Here is an 18,999-nt window from a genome sequence, read left to right on the forward strand (position 1 = left end):
TTGTGCTGTGATCCCCTGCTCTGAACGCGACAAGACCTCAAATGTTCAATGACTTGTCATACTTAACATACGCGGAGTTTCTAGGTCGGTAAACTCCTCTGAAACCCGTCATGCCTGCCATGCGCCCGGTGTCATCAGCCCATCTTCTACCAACCCCTGCGGCCCGCGATAGCTGCATGATTCCGCCGTGCTAAGATCGGGGTCTGCGGCGACCCCGGCGTAATAGGCATCATAATCCTTGCAATGGGTGAAATGCTCGCCGCGCAACTGCTCAGATTTGGCGCGTTCGGGGGCGCCTTCCAGAAATTTTGTGTGCAATAGAACTCCGGTGGGCAGGTTCAGCCGCGCATCAAAGGCCCGGTTTAGCCGCCGCGGAAGCGCGACATGGGTGGAACTGACATAGGCATAGCGCCAATTCCATTTCACCAGCGGGATTTTGTGCAGATGAGGCGCAAGCTCTGGTCTGTCGGTAAAGAAGCAGCGTTTGCGCGGCCCGCCTCGGATCGAGATATTGCCAAATCGCGCCTGCTGTTCCCAAGTGTAGCCCTGCGCATCATAAAGCGGCAAAGCCTTGGTCGGATCATCGCCCGGGTCTGAATGCGCGGTTGAAAGCGGCCCAGGCGGATAAAGATCCAGCATCAGCGCGCCAAAACTGTTTGCGCCCTGCGCCTCCAGCCATGCGGTTAGCTGTTGCAGCTTTTGGGTTTCGCATCCGGGGTAGACCAGCAATTCATCCGCATCGACCGTCAGGCACCAATGGCGCTTGCCGTAATGGAGCAAAAGCCAACTGATCCAATCCATCCCAAAGCGCGAGGCGCGATAGCTTGCTTGCGTCGACCAGACGGACACATCCGGCTGGCGCTGCAGAAGCCCCAGCGTGTCATCGCTGCTGTCGTTCACAACAATGAGGAAATGGACGACCCCGAGTGCCCGGTAATGCTGCAAAAAATAGGGGAGCCGCAGCGCCTCGTTGCGCATCGTGGCAAATAGCAGGATGTCCTCAGGCTTCAGGATCGCGGTGCGGTTCTCCACACGACGCAATGCGTGACGCGCGCGCAATGCTCGCCACAGCAACCTTCGCCGTTTCAACCGCAGCCGATAGCGCGCCCGCAGCTTTGAGAATGCACCCATCCCCGCCCCCTCTTGCGGGGCAAGTATTCATATTTCGGGGGGCGAGGCCAGTGCCTAGCCTACGAAAGAGGCACTGGGCTCAAAGAATGGGTCAGCTGTCGTAATGCCCGTTTTGATGCCAGCGCCAAGCATCGGCAATCATCGTGGTCAGGTTGCTGCGCTTCGGGGTCCAGCCCAAATCACGCTCCGCTTTGGTGGAGCCAGACACCAGAACGGCGGCATCGCCGGGGCGGCGGTCACCTTCAATGATCGGCACTTCGCGATTGGTCACCGCTTGCGATTGCGCGATCACTTCGCGGACCGAGAACCCCTTACCCGAGCCAAGGCAGAACACATCCGAGCCTTTGCCCGCTTCTAGCCATTTGAGCCCAAGCACATGGGCATCGACCAGATCGCAAACATGGACATAATCGCGGATGCAGGTGCCATCGGCGGTCGGGTAGTCCGAGCCAAACACCGTCAGCGCGGGGCGGCGCCCGTCAATCGCATCGAGCATCAGCGGGATCAGGTGCGTTTCTGGCTGGTGGAATTCGCCCACCTCGGCCTCCGGGTCGGCCCCTGCCACGTTGAAATAGCGGAAGATCACCGAATTGAGGCCGTGGCTCGCGCCGAAATCACGCAGCATGTCTTCAATCGCGCGTTTCGAGCCGCCATAGGCATTGATCGGGTGCTGCGGCGTGGTTTCATTGAGCACCACACCATCTTGATCGCCATAGGTCGCGCAGGTCGACGAGAAGACGAAATTCTGACAGCCCGCCGCGCAGGCAGCCTCGATCAGGCTCAGCGACGACAGAACATTATGGCGCCAATATAGCCCCGGATTGCGCATCGACTCGCCCACAAGGCTCAGCGCTGCGAAATGCATCACGGCAATCGGCTCCCAACGGGCAAAGACCGCATCAAGGCGGTCGCGATCCATCAGGTCGCCTTCTTCCAGCGGGCCGAATTTCACGGCCTCGCGCCAGCCGGTGACAAAGCTATCATAGGTGACGGGTGTATAGCCTGCATCGCGCAGGGCTTTACAAGCGTGGGAGCCGATATAACCGGCCCCCCCGGTGACAAGGACGTTTTTCGACATGATTATTCCGCGGCGTCCCGCATCGCCATCATGTCGCCCAAGAAGTCCGTGAACTCATCACGCAGATCGGGGCGCGCAAGGCCAAAGGCCACGGTGGCTTGCAAGAAGCCCGCTTTCGAGCCGCAGTCATAGCGTTGCCCGCGGAAACGAAAGCCGTAGACCGGGTTGCCATTGTCGATCTCTTCGGCGATCGCATCGGTCAGCTGAATTTCGCCGCCCGCGCCCTCTTTCTTCTTGTTGAGGTTCTGCATCACCTTCGGCGTCAGGATGTAACGGCCGATCACGGCGAGGTTCGACGGCGCCACGTCCGGGGCGGGTTTCTCGACCATGCCCTTCACGCGCACCAGCGAGCCCATGTCCTCGGAAATATCCAGAACCCCGTAGGACGAGGTTTTGTCATGCGGAACTTCCATCGCGGCAACGATATTGCCGCCGGTTTCCGAATGCGCTTCCATCATCTGTTCCAAGCAGGGCTTTTCGGCGGCGATCACGTCATCGGTCAAGATCACCGCGAAGCTCTCGTTGCCGATCAGGCGGCGCGCACACCAGACCGCATGGCCCAGACCCATGGGGCGGTTCTGGCGCACATAGGCGATGGCCCCAGAATCCATATTGGTGGTTTTGAGAGCTTCCAAAAGCTCCGTCTTGCCCTTCTTGCGCAGCGAGGTTTCCAACTCGGGCGCATCATCGAAATAATCCTCAAGCGCGGATTTCCCGCGCGAGGTCACAAAGATAAATTCCTTGATCCCGGCGGCGCGGGCTTCGTCGATGGCGTATTGGATCAGCGGGCGGTCAACCAGCGTCAAAATCTCTTTCGGGATCGACTTGGTGGCGGGGAGAAAGCGGGTTCCGAGGCCTGCAACTGGAAAGATCGCCTTCGTTACCTTGCGTTTCATACATCACCTTTGCTGTTAGAAGCTATGAGTGCGAAATCCTTGTGCACTCCGCGCATACTGTCTCTTTTTGGGTCATTCCTCAAGCGTGTGGTATACGAAAGGTTAAGTGAAACAAATACGACACCAAGGTGACGTTCTTTGGCGCATTGGGTTACGCGAGGCCCATTTCCGCCATCATGGACTCAATCCGTGGCACGTCCGAGGGGTTGTTCAGCTCCCAAAACTGCCGCCCGCGCGATTCGACTTCAACGCAAAGGACAGCGCGCCCGTTTTCCAAAAACCGCAGTTGTTCCAGCCCTTCGAGCGTTTCAAGCGGGCCAACCGGCCAGTTTGGATAGGCGGCGAGCGTCTCAGGCCGATAGGCGTAAACCCCCACGTGGTGAAAGACCGGCGTCGGTTCCTGTGCGCTATAGGGGCGGGAGGTGAAGGGGATCACTTCCTTGGAAAAATAGAGCCCGCGATTGTCTGCGCCAAAGACAGCGGTCGTGCCGCCCACCCGATCATGGCGGCGATCTTCGCGCAGGCTTTCCAACATCGCGCCTTCGCAGCGCAGCACCGGGGTCGCGAGTTCGGCCCAAGGGTTGGCGCGCAACCCGGCGAGCAGATCTTCAATGAACCAAGCGGGCGTCAGGGGGGCATCCCCTTGCAAGTTCACAACAATGTCATAGCCGCCGCCAAGGCTCGCCAGCGCCTCGGCCACGCGCTCGGTGCCGTTGGCGCAATGGTCGGAGGTCATCACCACTTCGGCACCAAAGCTGTTGGCCTCCGCCTCAATGCGCTCATCATCGGTGGCCACGACAACGCGGTCCACGCCTGAAACCGCCATCGCTGCTTCCCAACTGCGCTGGATCAGCGTTTTAGAGGTTCCATCGGCGCCGCGCAAATGCACGAGCGGCTTGGCAGGATAGCGCGTTGAGGCGTAACGCGCGGGGATCACAATAAGAACAGACATTACTTCGCCAACAAAACGCCGGGGGCAAAAGCGATGAAGAACGGGTTGGCAAAGCCTTCCTTGCCGTAGGTGAAGGGGCTGTGGTCATCAAACCGGACGACCTCGCCACCGGCACCGCGCAAGACGGCATCACCCGCCGCCGTGTCCCATTCCATCGTGCGGCCAAGGCGCGGATAAAGATCGGCCTCGCCCGTGGCAACCAAGCAAAACTTGAGCGAGGAGCCAGCCGAGGTCATGTCTTTCACCGCATATTGCGCGATGTAATCATCGGTCGCCTGATCGCGGTGCGATTTGGACGCAACCACCATCAAGGCGCGATTATCGGGCATCGAGACCGAAATGGGATGTTGCGTGCCGATGGTTTCTTTGTCGAACTCTGGCCCTTGTTCTTCCACCGAGCGCCCATCGGCGAGCGTATAGAACAGCCGCCCTTTGGCGGGCGCATAAACCACACCGCGCAGAGGCACGCCATTTTCGACAAAGGCGATATTCACTGTGAAATCGCCGCGGCGCTGCACGAATTCTTTTGTGCCATCAAGCGGGTCGACGATCAGGAAGGTGGAGACACTCTGCCCATGCGAGGCGGCTTGTTCTTCCGTCACCAGCGCCATTTGCGGGAAGGCCTCAGCCAGACCGGCGGAAATCAGCGCATCGGCGGCTTCATCCGCTTCGGTCACGGGCGAGGCATCCGATTTCGTCTTCACCTCGAAATCGGGGGCGTTGTAGATCTCCATGATCCGGTCCCCGGCCTCGAGCGCAAGGCGGCGCATGACGGTCACAAGGCGGTCGAAATCCATTTTTCCCTCCATTCGGCCCAAGTTCGGCCAGATTGCCATGCGATAGCGCAGACTTTATGGTGTGCCGTCAAGGGAACGGCAAGTTTTCAGTGCAAAAATCCCGGTCGGCCAGCGCGGCGGAGTCATGTTCAGAGCAGAACGCAGCAAAAGTACCCTTGGTTCAGGCTTCAGTATTCTGGAGCTGATCTATCATGCCACCGTGCGTTCCATTCGCAAAACGCAACGGCATGCGATTTGGGGGCTCATCCAGAACATCATGCAAACGGTGGTGCTCGTCATCACCTTCTACGTCATGTTCAACGTTCTGGGCCTGCGCGGCAATACGATCCGTGGCGACTTCCTGCTTTACATCATGTCGGGGATTTTTCTGTTCCTGACCCATACCAAAGCGATGGGCGCGGTTTTCGGCTCCGAAGGCTCTGCCTCGGCGATGATGAAACACGCCCCGATGACCACGGCGGTGTCGATCTCTGCGGCGGCCTTGGGCGCGCTTTACATCCAATTGCTGTCGATGTTCGTGGTGCTTTACCTCTACCACGCAACAATGGGCCCGATCGAGATTTACAACTGGGTTGGCGCCATGGCGATGGTGATCCTGTCATGGTTCACCGGGGTGGCGCTGGGCATGGTGTTCTTGGCGATGAAGCCATGGAACCCAAGCTTGGTCTCCTTGATCCAAAGCGTTTATGCGCGGGCCAATATGATTGCCTCGGGCAAGATGTTCGTGGCGAACCTGCTGCCGCATAAGATGCTGGTCTTGTTTGACTGGAACCCGCTTTTTCACACCATTGACCAAGCGCGGGGCTTTGCCTTCATCAACTACAATCCGCACTTTTCAAGCTGGCAATACCCCGTTTATGTGGGCATTGCCTTCTTGGCGATTGGCCTGATGGGCGAGTTTTATACCCGCCAGCATGTGTCCTTTAGCTGGGGTGCAAAGCACTAAGCTTCGGGGAAGACCCGCTTAGCGAATGGTGTCCCCGCGCTGGATCACCGGTTCCAATTCGATGATCTCGCCCCCCGGTCCGGGGTTTGCCGCGCGCGCGGCCACGATCTCGGCGGCTTTGGAGCCAATCTCGCGGCGGCAGGCATCCATCGTTGCCAATTGGCGCGGCAGCCCTGCCAAAAGTTCCACCCCGTTAAACCCGGCCAAGCCAAGTTGGCCCGGCACATCAAGGCCCTTTTCGAGGCAGTAAATCAGCCCGCCCGCCCCGATCATATCGTTCGAGTAATAGAGGAAATCGATGTCCGGGGTGCGCGCGAGCATGGCCTCGGTCATTTCGCGGCCTTTAAGCAGCGCAGAGCCGCCCGAATAAAACTCGGTATCGGTCAGCGTGATCCCCGCTTGCGCCAGCCCCTCGTTGAAGCCTTCAAGCCGTTTGCGGGCACGATGATCCTCGGGCATTTTGGTGCCAAGGAAGCCGATCTTGCGATAGCCCGCAGCCACAATGGCCTCGGCCATCTGCCGCCCGGCGCGGCGGTGCGAAATGCCTACCACGGCATCCACACCCGGCCCGTCGACATCCATGATCTCAACCACCGGCACGCCCGCATTTTCGAGCATCGCCCGCGAGCCTGCGGAATGCTCCAGCCCGGCAATGATCACGCCAGAGGGCCGCCAAGACAGCATTTCATAAAGAACCCGTTCTTCTTTTTCGGGCGAATAATCGGTCACGCCCACCACGGGTTGCAGCCCGGTGTCTTCCAAAACGGCAGAAATGCCCGAGAGAACTTCGGGAAACACAAGGTTCGAGAGCGAGGGAATAATCACACCCACAAGGTTCACCCGCTGCGAGGCCAGCGCGCCGGCGATTTTGTTGGGCACATAGCCAAGCGTGCGCGCGGCTTCGAGCACCTTTTCTCGCGTGGCTTCTGAGACATCGCCCCGGTTGCGCAGCACCCGGCTCACAGTCATTTCCGAGACGCCCGAGGCTTCGGAAACATCGCGCAGGGTCAGGGGGCGGCGGGTGTCGTTGGGCGAACGGCTCAAGAGAGTTCCTTTCAAAGACAATCCCTTCTGATAGCGCCAAAACTTTCGCTTGCGCAAGAGTGCCATGGGGTATACGTTATCGCTAACAATTGCGACACCACAGCGCGGTGTCTAAAAAACCTCCGAAGCAGCGCCCAGAAACCAGCGCGTCACGGAGTGTAAGACGGGGGAGCCGTGGGCCAATGCGCTCCCCCAACTACTTCCTCAAAATATCTCGTGATGCATTCCCGTATGCCCTTATGGCGCGAGGTCGGTGTTCTGTCAGACAATGACTTCAAAACGGCGCATAGAGCCGTTTGGTTCCAAACAGGGCGGAAGAGAGGCGCAGCACATCTAGGGCGCGCGAACTTGCCACGCCGCCGATACAGGCAAGCGACACTGTGGTGAGTGTGAACAGAAGTCCTGTGGGGTCAAGTCCGAGGAAGCGCGCAGCGAGAGGTTTCATTGCGACAACAAAGAAGGCGTGGGTAATGAGCAAGATCAGTGTGTTTCTGCCGATGAACGCAAAGAGGTGAACGATCATATTTGGCAAAATCGCTGCGAGGTTTGTGAACACGCCAATGATGCCCAGAACCCATGCGATTTGAAGGAAGGAGAACTCTTTTAGACCTGAATGGTTCAGAATCAAACACGTCGCGATAGCGAGGATGGACAGCCAGGTATTTTGCTTAACATCTTGTTTTAAAGCTGAAATTGTTAGGCCAATCAGGAAAAACGCGGGCGCGGATTGCCGAACAATACCAAGTTGAACGGCACCCCCCAAAAGCAACACGGCTCCGAACCAGACGATCCGATCATCTTCGAATAATTTGCGAGACGCTGCACGCGACACCGCGAAGCTAAGCTGGATCACGATCAGTGCATGTACGAACCAAAACGCACCGATCGGCTGGAAGAACACGCTCATGACGAAACTTCTCGCATCCGAGGTGGCTTCGTTGCTTGTTGGCAGGCCAATGCGGGCAGAGATCAGCAGGCCTAAAAGATAGAGTGGTTCAAAGACCATGTAGGGCACAATAAGCCGACGCAGCAGTGGAGTGGTGATCGCTTTCCCTTTGAGCCGATCAAAGAAGAAGAACCCGGAAACAACTAGGAATGCGGGCATGTGGAAAGAATAGATCCAGCCGCGCACCTCAAGCTGGATATCTTGCAGCGTCCCAATGTGCCCGACGTGCCCATAAATCATCAGCACGATCAAAACACCCTTTAGGAAATCTATCCCGCTATCGCGTGCGTCGGCCGGAGTGGAGAGAGCCATCACTTTCTTTCCTTTTTTCAAGGTAGCTGTGAGGACGGGTAGGATAATGAATTGGGGCCGCACACCTGATCGCAACCGCCTCGTGCGCAACCTTAGGTTGTTGTGTTCACTTAAATCAAGCGACATCGCTGCGGTGAATTGAACATGAGACGGCACTCAGGAGGCTTGCGTTCATAGACATATCGCCGCAATAAAGCGCTATCTTGGTTTAACGTGGCCCCGTGGCTCAACTGGATAGAGCAGCCCCCTCCTAAGGGGCAGGTTGCAGGTTCAAATCCTGCCGGGGTCACCAAAAAAACCAATGACTTGCGCCTAGCGCGCGGCGCATCAATCCCGCTCAATATCTGTGGTGCGCCACAGATACCGCCGAAAACGGTTCGTTCGGATACTCTGAAAAATGAAAACCCCGGCGCGCTGGCGGGCGCAACCGGGGCAGAATTCGAAGCATCTATCTTCAAGACCAAAGAATACCGGCTTCGAGCTGAGTGGGCAAGAGCCGTCTGGTTCGCGCTCGACCATTGCCACCCCGAGGACGCTGCGCAGATCTGCGCGGGCTTTCTCGACAGCCTGAGCACCCAAGGCCCGTCCGTAAGTCATCCTTTCGGCATGACCTCGGGTGAAGCAATGATTTGGGCTGACTGCGCCCCGATTCACGAGTTGGCCGCCTATGTCGCCGCAGGGCTCGATCGTCTGCGCGGTCTCGCGCTCGCCAAGTCTGCGCGCAAACGCCTGTTCTGGGCGCTCTGGCAGGGCTTTGATCCTGAGGACCGACGCGCCTTCCTTGCCCAAGTTAAGGCGAGGGCCGTGCAATGACCATTCAAAGTCAGATCACGCCCTGTCTCGAAGAACTGCTGTGGAGTTGGCCGAGCGTTATCAGGCACGCTCAAGACGGCTGGGCTCGCGGATTTGCTCTGAGCATCGCCAAACAATCCCGCCGTAAGAATTGGCAGCCCTCGGTTAAGCAACTGGAAATCATGCAGCGCATGGTGGCCGAGCTTTACCGTCCGCCAGCGCCCGAGGAAGCCGACGACTGGAACCCGATCGAGGAGGACGACGAAGGCGTCTGAGCAGTTTTGAACCTGTGTCGTTTGGACGGTTCAGACGGTGGCGCTCGACACAGAAATGGCCTGCCACGGGGCATCCCATAGGCCAACCGCAGCCCGAAAGCTCGAAGCGGGGGATCGGCACCAGACCCGGTGTCGCAAGTAGCGAGCAAGCCCGAGGCGGGGTCATACGACCTCGGGCGCCCAGAAGCGATGGACCGGCTCCGTTGAGCAGATCTTCACGCAGAGGGCTAGGGACCAACCTGTGCCAAGCGCACGGGCTGGTCTCCCTATGCCCTTCGCTCCGAACCTCACCATTGAGCAGAACAGAATAGGATAGAGAAACATGAACGCGATGACACGAAACGAGACATGGCAGAGGATTGGTGATCTGGCCGATCGGGTGCGCCGCCTTTGCCCGGATCACCGCAACCCCGAACGCTTCCACATAGAGAAGAGCGAGATCGAACACGAGCTTCGCCGCCTCGCTTCGGTCGCGGGTCCTTCTGGCGAAGCAGCGATACGGGTAATTCGCACCCCGACGCATGGCTAGCTGGCGAGATTTAGAAAACTAAAATCAAACAGTTGAGATAGGTTTAGCCGTGACACTCTTCCAGACATTGCCAGATGCAGCGCCCGCCGAAATGACGAAATCGGCCTTCGCGGGTCATATCGGCGTGTCGAAAGGCCGGATTTCCCAGATGATCCGCGACGGTCTGCCAATTCTCGACAATGGCCGCGTTCCGGTCGAGGCCGCCACCGCCTGGTATCATGCCAATGTCCGGCATAGTGCCCAGACTGCCAAAAAGGCGGCCGACGATCTGGCGCAGGTTAAGCGTGAGCGCGAGGAAGCGCACCGCGATCTTCTGCGCCTTCAGGTCGAGGAAAAGGCCGGGCGTCTGATTGACCGACGCGCCGCCGAAGCCGCGATCTTCGAGCGCGCAAGGGCCGAGCGTGACGCTCATCTCGCATGGTGTAGTCGCATCGCGCCCCTGATTGCGACCGAAACCGGCTGCAATCTCGCCACTCTCTTCGCGGCGCTTGACCGGGAAATGCGCGCCCACCTGGAAGAGCTGGCGTCCCTTTCGATCGAGGAGCTTCCAAATGCTTGATGCCCGCGCAATCGCTGATGCCGCTTGGCGATCTGGTCTGCGACCGGAACCTCAAATCACAGTTTCGGAATGGTCTGATCGGTTCCGGCGCCTGCCCTCGACCTCGGCCGAGCCCGGCCGCTGGCGCACAAACCGGACTCCCTATCTTCGCGAGATCATGGACGCGCTTTCCGTTGCCTCGCCGGTCGAGCGGGTGGTGATCATGAAGGGCGCCAGACCGGGGGCACCGAGGCGGGGCTGAACTTCCTCGGCTATGTGATCTGCAATGCGCCCGGTCTCGCGATGCTTGTCATGCCTTCGATCGACATGGTGCGCCGCAACACCCGAACCCGGATCGACCCGTTTTTTGAGATCGTGCCGGAAATCGCTGCCCGCGTCGTGCCGGCAAAGAGCCGCGAGGCAGGCAACACGGCCACCCACAAACGGTTCACTGGGGGCGAACTCGTGATGACCGGGGCGAATGCTGCGTCCTCTCTGCGCTCGACCCCGGCCCGCTTCCTGGTCATGGACGAGATCGACGCCTTCCCGCTCGACGTTGAGGGTGAAGGCGACCCGATCGCCCTGGCGATCCAGCGCACCGTTACCTATCGCGGCCGCCGCAAGATCCTTATGATCAGCACCCCGACGATCAAGGGCTTCAGCCGGATCGAGGCCGCCTATCAGGAATCGGATCAGCGGCGCTTCTTCGTCCATTGCCTGCATTGCAGCCATGCATTCGTCATTGGCTGGCAAACTATCAAATGGCCGAAGGGTAAGCCGGAAGCTGCCGCCTGCGTTTGCCCTGAATGCGGCAGCCTGCACGAAGAACGGGACAAGCCAGCGATGCTGCAAAGCGGGGAATGGCGCGCTACTGCGGCGGGCGATGGGCGCACACAGGGTTATCACCTGCCTGCGCTTCTCTCACCCTTCGAAACATGGGCCGAGATCGCGTCTGAGCATAGCCGGGTCGCCGCCGATCCTGCCCGCCTTAAATCGTGGATCAACACAAAGTTGGGCGAGACATGGGAAGAGGAAGCCGCCCAGACGGTCGATTCCGGTGCTCTGTCCCGCCGTGTCGAGCATTGGGGCGAGGCCCTGCCGCCCGGCGTGGCCGTCATCACGGCCGGGATCGACACCCAAGACGAATGGCTGGCGGTCGAGCTTGTGGGATGGGGTTCGGGTGAAGAAAGCTGGTCGCTTGGCTGGCACCGCCTTTATGGCGATCTGACCGGCCCCGCGATCTGGGCCGACCTCGACAAGCTGCTGTCCCAGACCTTCGCCCACCCTCTGGCGGGCCCGTTGCCGGTCGCGGCCGCCTGCATGGACAGCGGCGGGCACCACACGCAAAGGGTGCTAGAATGGACCGCGCCGCATCTATGCCACCAAAGGCGGATCGCAGACCGCCCGCGCGGCATGGCCGCACAAGCCGACTTTTTCCAAGACCGGCAAGCTGCCCGTTTATGTGATCGGCGTCGACACGATCAAGGAAGTCGTCTTCGCGCGCCTGGCAAAGGCCGAGGCCGGGCCGGGCTTCTGTCATGTGCCAGCGGGCCGCGAACCCGCGTGGTTCGCCGAAATGGTGGCCGAGAAGCCCTTCACCACCTATTCCAAAGGGCGAGCGATTCGCGAATGGCGTAAGAAGGCCAGCGAGCGCAACGAGGCTTTCGACTGCCGTGTCTATGCTGCAGCTGCACTAGAGGCGCTTAAGATGGGCGGATTTAGCGTGGATCAGGAGGCTGTGCGGATTTCCGGAAGCGTCCGAATCGCTGAAACAAGTGCCCTAGCAAGAGTGAAATCGCAGTGGATGACGCGATGAGGTGAAAGCGAATTCTTGACAAACATTTTCAAAAGTGACTCACAAGGATTCTTGCGCGAGTCTTTAAAATATACTACATACGAGATGCGCACGGGAGCCTGACATCTATGGCGTCGGGGCTACGGCCCCGCCCGGCGTCTACCTTCTCACCAGATCGTTTCTGAACCTGTCGCGTGGGTGATGAACAATGCCGTGCCCCTGTATCGACCCGTCTGGTTTGCGCCGAATTCTAGGTTTCAGGATTGCTGCCAGTTCTCCGTCTTTGGTCGAGTAGGCACGGTGAATCGCGCCTGCCACGAAGTCGGCCAGTTGGATGCCGATCGAATGACAGGAGTCTTGTAAGAACAGGCCCTCTATAAACCGGTCATAGCCAGACACGGTGCTACCAGTGCCGCTGGTCAAATTGTCATGATGGGCTCTGAACAGCCGATCATTGTCACGGCCGCGATGGTCCGCGATGGTGACCCCGAGACTTTTATGATCCTGCAAGAAATACTGGAACCGTTCTGAGAGCGGCTTGTAGGCAAAGTGATAAAGCTCTTGCTGGTCGGTCACTGAGGCGTATTCAAAAGCCGCTCCAATGTCGGTAACGCAAGCAATGATCGTAAGCGGAGAGCGCGCGATAATGTGTGCAAAAGTCTGACTGAGCGCCTTCCGTTCTGCCGCATTTTTTCCAAGCATTGGGTTCTCTGCTGAGGAATTATGCGGGGAGAAGTAGCGCCACTTCAATTCCCCTCGCAGTGCGTTTGATGTGCAGAAGCCTCGCACATCGTTTGCAATCCCGCGCCAGTCGGCATCTCGGATTATGACCGCGCCCAACGTGAAGTAGGGCCGATCGGGGTTCGGGCGAGACGGTGGTGTGCCGCTTTCGTCAATGAAGCAAAGGTGCATTGCGAATCCAAATGACGGTCGAGTGTAAAAACAATTCGCGATCGACTATGACACCTGTAGCGTCGGCAGGAAATGCAATTTGGGGCCGCTATACTGCCCCGATCACCCTTCAACGCTTTTCTCGGGCGCGGGGCTCGTCATCAAGTCTCCGACTTAGCCAGTTGCTGCCGCAGCTCAAGGAGCTCTTGCGCGTTAGCTTGCAAGGCTGAGATCAGTGCCCGCATCAAATCGTTTGCTTCAGCTTGAATTTCAGAGTGCTTCTTGATTGCCCTTTCAAGGCCGTAAAGGTCATCTGATTCCATTTTCTTTCCCTGCTATTTTAAGTCTTACACCTGCCCCGCCACCGTTCTCGGGGAGGAACTCGACGCCAGCCGCCTCAAGCGCGGCCTTGATCGCGGCAACCGTGGCTTCGCGCAGCTCCTCGCCCCGTTCAAGCCTCGACACTGTTCCCTGCGAAACCCCGGCAAGAGCCGCCAAATCGCGGACCCCGAGGCCGGTTGCAGCTCTTGCCATGCGGCATTGCGCGGCGTTCATTTATAACCCTGTTATAATTTCTCTTGACGCCATGGCGGCACGGTGGGAAATATAACCTTGTTATAAAATCCACGCAAGGAAGCAACGCTATGCCCGCACATAACCCCACTTCGGGGAACGCTCCAGGCTTGCCTGCCGTTCTGCCCCGCCGCTCTTTCCTCGCCGCCCTTGCACCGCTTGGCGCGCTTGCGGTGGCCTCGCCCGCGATCGCGCGCACCATGACGCGGGAAGAGCAGATCGAGCATCACAAGTCCGCGCTGTTCCGGCTCTATGCCGAAACCGTGCCCGAGGGCACAGAGCTTCAGAACTTCATGATGGATTATTCACCGCGCGGCGAGTTTTACCAAATGAACGCCCGCCGCCCTGATCAACTTGGGCACAAAGATCCGTGGTGGCACTTCGCCTCGCCCCGCAACGAATGGGAATATTGCGAGGTGCGCGCATGATGGCACCGCTATAAAATAGGTTGCAAGAGACCATTTTAAGGCGTATGCAATAGGAATGGTCTTACAAGCCCACTTATGGATTGTCTAATGTCGAAACCCGGAATGCGCTTTCGTCCTATGTTGGTCAGCCAGGTCGCTGAGGTGGCCGGAGAGCAGCGTGAAACCATACGCACTCGCGAAAAGTTGGGGGTGTATGGCTTCGATCGCCCTAAGGGATGGAAGCGATACACCGACCTTGAGACCCTGGTGATCTCTGTGCACGCCGCCCTTAAGCGCGCGGTGAAAGACGATGATCTTGCCCAGTTCGGCTGCATGCTGGCCGCCAAGGCTATCATGGATGAGTGGACAGAGGACGAACAGGGAGTCCCATACTTCGACGAAGAAACGTTCCAGCGTGAGCGTTTTCTGTTTTTCTGGCGTGACGCTGCGGGCGCGTGGACCGGCGATATTGCCTCATCTGTCAATGAGATCGAGGCGCAGATTAACGAGAGGATCGTCAAAAGTTATTCGGATGTGCCGATTTTTACGACCGTGAACCTCGCCACCATCCTGAAAATGACGCTGGTCCGCATGATGAAAGTGCAGATCAAAGCGGAAGCGTCGAAATCTGGGGGTGATCAATGAGCATTCCTTTCCTGTCCCGCATCTTTCGCCCTGCTGCGCAGCGTTCCCTTGAGGCCGCGTCCGGTTCCCATCGGTGGACCGGGCGCCCGGCTTCGGGAGACGCGCAGGCGTGGGTGAGGGCAGGAGCGGGCACCGTGGCGGTCAGGGCGGCGCATTTCGCGCTGGACAACCCCCATGGTGCCCGAATGGTTCAATCTCTGTCCGACAATGTGGTGGGCGCGGGCATCAAGCCTAAGGCCCGCTCGGATAGCCCGATCGTCAACGCAGCGCTGCACCGCGCCTTCGATACCTTGACCGATGAAATCGACTGGACCGGCCAGGGCGATTTCTACGCGATGCAGCGCGCCGCGATGGCCGATATGGTGATCCATGGCGAGGCGCTGCTGATGTGGCGGGCCTCGGCTAGTGGCATTCCGCAGTTGCAACGCCTGCACCCGGAGCAGCTGGATCGGTCGATAACGCGCGTCGTTTCGGATGACATTCGGATCATCCAGGGCGTCGAATTCCATGCCTCGACGGGCCGCCCCAACTCATACTGGATTCGCCCAAGCGCACCGGGCGATGCTCTGGCCGGGATGGCCGCTCCTGCGGTTCGCATCCCGGCCAGTTCCATTATCCATATCTTCCGCCCGCTGTTGCCCGGTCAGGTGCGCGGCCTGTCGTGGCTCGCCCCAGTTTTGCTGTCTGGGCATGAGATCGACCAACTTCTGGACGCGCTGCTAGTGCGGGCGAAGGTCTCGGCCTTGCACACTGGCTTCATTTACAATGCCGATTCCAGCTCGCCCTATTCCGGTCAGCAACAAGGCGATGTGCTAACCGTGGGCATGGAGCCGGGCAGCCTGGTCAACCTGCCATCGAACAAGCGCATCGAGTTTTCCGAGCCGCCGGACAGCGGGAACGCACCCGAACTGGCGGTGAGCATCCTGCGCACGATGGCGGCGGGCATCGGTCTGACCTATGAGCAGCTGACCGGAGATTACAGCCATGTCAGCTATTCCTCGGCCCGTGCCGCGACGTTGGAATTCCGCCGTTTCTGCGAGGCGATCCAGCATCACGTCATAGTTTTTCAGTTCTGCCGCCGCGTCTGGACCGAGTTCCTGCGCTGGCAGGTGTTGATCGGCACGGTGCCCGCCACCGCATTCGCCGACCCGGCCAAAGGTCTTCAATCGGCCAAGTGGCTGCCGCCTTCCTGGCCGTGGGTTGATCCGCAGAAGGATGCGAATGCCGCGATCCTCGAAATGAACGCCAACCTGTCGCCGCTACGCCCGCGCTCGTGTAACCACTCATGGCGCGCCGAAAGGGGAGACGCGGCCCGTCAGCCCCGGTACAGTCCGCCGTGAGCTTGGCGTTCTGTCGGCCGCGATCAACTTCTGCCATCGGGAAGGCTATCTCACCCACACCGTCACCGTTACCCGCCCTGAGCAACCCCCGCCTCGAGAGCGCTGGTTGACCCGGCAGGAGGCGGCCGCGTTGCTCCGGGCTGCCCTCAGGTTGACCCGTGGTCGCCACCTGGCGCACTTCATTCTGCTCGCGCTTTACACAGGCACAAGGAAGGACGCGATTCTTCGGCTCGGCTTCCTGCCCAACACGGCTGGCGGCTGGATCGACGTAGACCAAGGGGTGCTGCGTCGGCGTGGCGAACAAGAGCGCGAGACCAAGAAGCGGCGCCCGCCTATGAGGCTGTCGCGCAAGCTTCTCGGCCATTGCCGACGTTGGCGCGCGATGGGCGATATTTGGGCTGTGACCTATCAGGGCCAGCGCGTCGATGATGTGAAAAACGCCTTCGCCGCAGCCTGCGAAAACGCGGGCCTTAGCGACGTCACGCCTCACACCCTGAAGCACACTGCAATCACCTGGGCGATGCAGAAGGGCATGCAGATCGACGACGCAGCGCAATATTTCGGGACGTCCCGCGAAACCATCATCCGGGTCTATTGGCATCACAGCCCATACTTTCAGCAGGACGCGGTGGCGGTGATGGATCGCAATCAGTGATGAACCACAGTTTCAGCCGCCTCTAGACAAGTCGAGACGTGAACAAAACAAGGGAAAAACGGGAAAAATGAGCGAACTTAGCCAGCAAAATTATCCTCCTAAGGGGCAGGTTGCAGGTTCAAATCCTGCCGGGGTCACCACCTGCTTCTAAGCGAATAAAAACAAATCCTTACGGTGCTTTCAGCCATTTGGTGTGGAAGCGGCGCGCGATTTCCGAAGTGGGTCGGTCGCAATGTCATCGTCGACGAGCTGATCTCGGCATGTCGCCTGCGCCTCGCCGCGACATCATAGTACTGAACGGTCCGCCAAATTTTCTTGAGCGGATCAGCAAACCCAGCAAGACTTCTCTTTGACGCGGATAGATCGGACGGCGTGAGGTGAAGCGCAATGACCGCACATGAGATTGCCGAATTGAGCATTGCAGCAGATGCTGAGCGGCCAGAAATTCGTGCGCTTGACGTCTCAATGTTTGATCGCGCCGATTTTCTCAACATGCTGCTGCAGCGATCGGAAACCTTGTTCGATGTGGCGCGGCCGGGGCGCATCATCAAAGCTTGGAGCGAGGGTGATGAGGCGCCAATCGCAGAACAAATCGAACGGCTCGGCGCAGAGATCGCGCGGCGTACGGCGGCGGTGATCTTGGGTGAATACCGCCCGATGCAGGCGCGTATTCAGGCGCTAAACCCGCGCCGCGTCGCTGATATTGGCTGCGGCTATGCAATTTGGGATTTGCTCGCGCATCGCGATACGGGCTGCGAGATTGTGCTGATCGACATCGAGGAAAACGACCACCGTCATTTCGGCTATGCGAATGAAGGGGCGGCTTACACAAGTCTTCAGAAGGCACGTGCCTTCTTGGTGGCAAACGGTGTTCCCGAGGAAAAGGTTCAAACCCTGAACCCGAAAACGGATGATCTGGCGCAAGCCGGGCGGATTGACCTTGCCGTCAGCTTCGTTTCTTGCGGCTTTCACTATCCTGCTGCGACCTATCTTGATTTCTTCCGCAGTCAGGTCGCCCCGGCGGGGTCTGTGCTGCTTGATCTACGGCTTAGATCGGTGGAGCCTCAGATCTGGGACCTTGCGGCGATGGGGCCAATCGAGACGATCTCTGGCCATCCAAAGGCGCGGCGCATTTTGTTGCGAAAGATGGGTGAGCCGTCCGCAGCCAGCATAAAATAAGGCCCGCTCGCGCGGGCCTTTGGTGTTTCGATTGCGTCTTGTTCAGATCGCGCGGTCAGTGCCGGTGGTGTCGATCACCCGGCTCGGCAGGCCGATTTCGCCAAGCAGTTCGAGGAACGGGCGCGGCGGCAGATCTTCGACATTGGCCATGTGCCCCACATCCCACACGCCTTTCGCGATCAAGATCGCGGCGGCGACCGGCGGCACGCCAGCGGTGTAGGAAATGCCTTGGCTGCCAACCTCGTTATAAGCTTCCTTGTGGTCGGCCACGTTATAGATGAACACCTCGGCCGGTTTGCCGTCTTTGGTGCCCTTGATCACGTCGCCAATACAGGTCTTGCCGGTGTAATCGGGCGCAAGGCTGGCCGGGTCGGGCAACACGGCTTTCACCACCTTAAGCGGGATCACTTCCTGCCCCTCGGCGGTTTTCACCGGCTGTTCCGAGAGCAGGCCTAGGTTCTTCAGCACCGTGAAGACGTTGATGTAGTGATCGCCAAAGCCCATCCAGAAGCGCACATCGGCGTGGGCATAGCGGGCCGAGAGCGAATGCACCTCGTCATGACCGGTCATATAGGCCTTTTGCTTGCCAACAACGGGCAGATCCCATTCCTTGCCGACCTCGAACATCTTGTTCGACTGCCACGCGCCCTGCTGCCACGAATAGACCGTGCCAGTGAATTCGCGGAAGTTGATCTCCGGGTCGAAGTTGGTGGCAAACCAACGGCCATGTGAGCCCGCGTTGATATCGACAATGTCGATGCTCTCAATCGTGTCGAGGAATTCTTCTTCCGCCAGACGCGCATAAGCATTGACCACGCCCGGGTCGAAGCCCACGCCCAAAATAGCCGTGACGCCCGCTGCTTTACAGGCTTCGCGGCGCTTCCATTCATAGTTGCCATACCACGGCGGGGTCTCGCAGATTTTTTCCGGATCTTCGTGGATCGCGGTGTCCATATAGGCCACGCCGGTGTCGATGCAGGCTTGCATCACCGTCATATTGACGAAGGCGGAGCCCACATTGATCACGATCTGCGCGCCGGTCTTGCGGATCAGCTCGGCCACCGCCGCGCTGTCCATCGCATCGACGGCATGCCCTTCGAACGTGCCTTGCACTTTCATCGCGCTCTTTTCGTGCACCGAGGCGATGATTGCATCGCATTTGGATTGGGTGCGGGAGGCGATGTGCAGGTCACCCAGAATGTCGTTGTGTTGCGCGCATTTGTGGGCAACCACTTGCGCGACGCCACCGGCACCGATGATAAGCACGTTCTTTTTCAC

At 59.0% G+C, this 18,999-nt stretch carries 21 protein-coding genes, 1 tRNA gene and 1 pseudogene; 12 read left to right on the plus strand and 11 right to left on the minus strand.

Features of this window, described 5'->3' with window-relative positions:
• Positions 1-108 precede the first annotated feature (108 nt).
• From CRO18_RS10705 to cysQ, 5 genes are all read right to left on the minus strand, one after another.
• Positions 109-1,131, minus strand: a complete 1,023-nt coding sequence (locus tag CRO18_RS10705; protein WP_097082101.1) for a glycosyltransferase family 2 protein — start codon at positions 1,129-1,131, stop codon at positions 109-111.
• Positions 1,132-1,222: 91 nt separating this feature from the next.
• Positions 1,223-2,209, minus strand: a complete 987-nt coding sequence (galE, locus tag CRO18_RS10710; protein WP_076486414.1) for a UDP-glucose 4-epimerase GalE — start codon at positions 2,207-2,209, stop codon at positions 1,223-1,225.
• A gap of 2 nt (positions 2,210-2,211) precedes the next feature.
• A complete protein-coding gene (galU, locus tag CRO18_RS10715; RefSeq protein ID WP_076486415.1) occupies positions 2,212-3,105 on the minus strand; it encodes a UTP--glucose-1-phosphate uridylyltransferase GalU in 894 nt (297 codons plus the stop codon).
• 151 nt (positions 3,106-3,256) lie between these two features.
• Positions 3,257-4,057, minus strand: coding sequence for a manno-octulosonate cytidylyltransferase (locus CRO18_RS10720; protein ID WP_097082102.1), 801 nt, complete (start codon positions 4,055-4,057; stop codon positions 3,257-3,259).
• A complete protein-coding gene (cysQ, locus tag CRO18_RS10725) occupies positions 4,057-4,854 on the minus strand; it encodes a 3'(2'),5'-bisphosphate nucleotidase CysQ (RefSeq protein WP_097082103.1) in 798 nt (265 codons plus the stop codon). The genes CRO18_RS10720 and cysQ overlap by 1 nt, the downstream gene beginning before the upstream one ends.
• 124 nt (positions 4,855-4,978) lie before the next feature.
• On the opposite strand from cysQ, the gene CRO18_RS10730 reads away from it, so the two are divergent.
• Positions 4,979-5,800 carry an ABC transporter permease gene (locus CRO18_RS10730; RefSeq protein WP_076486418.1) on the plus strand — a complete coding sequence of 274 codons (822 nt, stop codon included), beginning with the start codon at positions 4,979-4,981 and terminating at the stop codon, positions 5,798-5,800.
• An 18-nt stretch (positions 5,801-5,818) separates the two neighbouring features.
• Here CRO18_RS10730 and CRO18_RS10735 read toward each other — a convergent pair whose 3' ends face one another.
• Positions 5,819-6,844 carry a LacI family DNA-binding transcriptional regulator gene (locus CRO18_RS10735; protein ID WP_076486419.1) on the minus strand — a complete coding sequence of 342 codons (1,026 nt, stop codon included), beginning with the start codon at positions 6,842-6,844 and terminating at the stop codon, positions 5,819-5,821.
• Between the two features lie 274 nt (positions 6,845-7,118).
• Positions 7,119-8,102, minus strand: coding sequence for an acyltransferase family protein (locus tag CRO18_RS10740; protein ID WP_170952632.1), 984 nt, complete (start codon positions 8,100-8,102; stop codon positions 7,119-7,121).
• A gap of 215 nt (positions 8,103-8,317) precedes the next feature.
• Here CRO18_RS10740 and CRO18_RS10745 point away from each other — a divergent pair.
• The 6 genes and pseudogenes from CRO18_RS10745 to CRO18_RS10765 all read left to right on the plus strand — a co-directional run bounded on the left by CRO18_RS10745 (position 8,318) and on the right by CRO18_RS10765 (position 12,052).
• Positions 8,318-8,394: transfer RNA gene (locus tag CRO18_RS10745), tRNA-Arg, on the plus strand.
• A 14-nt stretch (positions 8,395-8,408) separates the two neighbouring features.
• Positions 8,409-8,915, plus strand: a complete 507-nt coding sequence (locus CRO18_RS10750) for a hypothetical protein (RefSeq protein ID WP_076486421.1) — start codon at positions 8,409-8,411, stop codon at positions 8,913-8,915.
• Complete coding sequence (locus CRO18_RS10755) at positions 8,912-9,169, plus strand: hypothetical protein (RefSeq protein WP_083952312.1); 258 nt, start codon at positions 8,912-8,914, stop codon at positions 9,167-9,169. The genes CRO18_RS10750 and CRO18_RS10755 overlap by 4 nt, the downstream gene beginning before the upstream one ends.
• 322 nt (positions 9,170-9,491) lie before the next feature.
• Positions 9,492-9,698, plus strand: a complete 207-nt coding sequence (locus CRO18_RS18625) for a hypothetical protein (protein WP_139327862.1) — start codon at positions 9,492-9,494, stop codon at positions 9,696-9,698.
• A gap of 91 nt (positions 9,699-9,789) precedes the next feature.
• Entirely contained in the window at positions 9,790-10,257 is a 468-nt protein-coding gene (locus CRO18_RS10760; protein ID WP_097082105.1) for a hypothetical protein, read from the plus strand.
• 157 nt (positions 10,258-10,414) lie between these two features.
• Positions 10,415-12,052: pseudogene (locus CRO18_RS10765) on the plus strand (phage terminase large subunit family protein).
• Between the two features lie 138 nt (positions 12,053-12,190).
• Here the strand turns inward: CRO18_RS10765 and CRO18_RS10770 are convergent.
• The 3 genes from CRO18_RS10770 to CRO18_RS10775 form a co-directional block, all read right to left on the minus strand.
• Positions 12,191-12,943, minus strand: a complete 753-nt coding sequence (locus CRO18_RS10770) for a DUF3800 domain-containing protein (protein WP_076486424.1) — start codon at positions 12,941-12,943, stop codon at positions 12,191-12,193.
• A gap of 140 nt (positions 12,944-13,083) precedes the next feature.
• Complete coding sequence (locus tag CRO18_RS18820; protein WP_170952634.1) at positions 13,084-13,245, minus strand: hypothetical protein; 162 nt, start codon at positions 13,243-13,245, stop codon at positions 13,084-13,086.
• Positions 13,232-13,477, minus strand: a complete 246-nt coding sequence (locus CRO18_RS10775) for a helix-turn-helix domain-containing protein (protein ID WP_212710110.1) — start codon at positions 13,475-13,477, stop codon at positions 13,232-13,234. Before CRO18_RS10775 ends, CRO18_RS18820 begins: the two co-directional genes overlap by 14 nt.
• A gap of 89 nt (positions 13,478-13,566) precedes the next feature.
• On the opposite strand from CRO18_RS10775, the gene CRO18_RS10780 reads away from it, so the two are divergent.
• The 5 genes from CRO18_RS10780 (at position 13,567) to CRO18_RS10800 (ending at position 17,721) form a co-directional block, all read left to right on the plus strand.
• A complete protein-coding gene (locus CRO18_RS10780) occupies positions 13,567-13,923 on the plus strand; it encodes a hypothetical protein (RefSeq protein WP_097082107.1) in 357 nt (118 codons plus the stop codon).
• A 117-nt stretch (positions 13,924-14,040) separates the two neighbouring features.
• Positions 14,041-14,547, plus strand: coding sequence for a hypothetical protein (locus CRO18_RS10785; RefSeq protein WP_212710112.1), 507 nt, complete (start codon positions 14,041-14,043; stop codon positions 14,545-14,547).
• Positions 14,544-15,887, plus strand: coding sequence for a phage portal protein (locus tag CRO18_RS10790; protein WP_097082109.1), 1,344 nt, complete (start codon positions 14,544-14,546; stop codon positions 15,885-15,887). The genes CRO18_RS10785 and CRO18_RS10790 overlap by 4 nt, the downstream gene beginning before the upstream one ends.
• A 106-nt stretch (positions 15,888-15,993) precedes the next feature.
• Positions 15,994-16,542 carry a tyrosine-type recombinase/integrase gene (locus CRO18_RS10795; RefSeq protein WP_170952635.1) on the plus strand — a complete coding sequence of 183 codons (549 nt, stop codon included), beginning with the start codon at positions 15,994-15,996 and terminating at the stop codon, positions 16,540-16,542.
• Between the two features lie 387 nt (positions 16,543-16,929).
• On the plus strand, positions 16,930-17,721 hold the full coding sequence (locus CRO18_RS10800) for a methyltransferase domain-containing protein (protein ID WP_097082111.1): 792 nt from the start codon (positions 16,930-16,932) through the stop codon (positions 17,719-17,721).
• Between the two features lie 42 nt (positions 17,722-17,763).
• On the opposite strand, the gene CRO18_RS10805 is transcribed toward CRO18_RS10800, so the two are convergent.
• Positions 17,764-18,999, minus strand: coding sequence for a saccharopine dehydrogenase family protein (locus tag CRO18_RS10805; protein ID WP_076486225.1), 1,236 nt, complete (start codon positions 18,997-18,999; stop codon positions 17,764-17,766).

It is taken from the genome of Rhodobacter sp. JA431, from assembly GCF_900217725.1.
In the GTDB taxonomy this organism is placed as follows: Bacteria; Pseudomonadota; Alphaproteobacteria; order Rhodobacterales; family Rhodobacteraceae; genus Rhodobacter; species Rhodobacter aestuarii.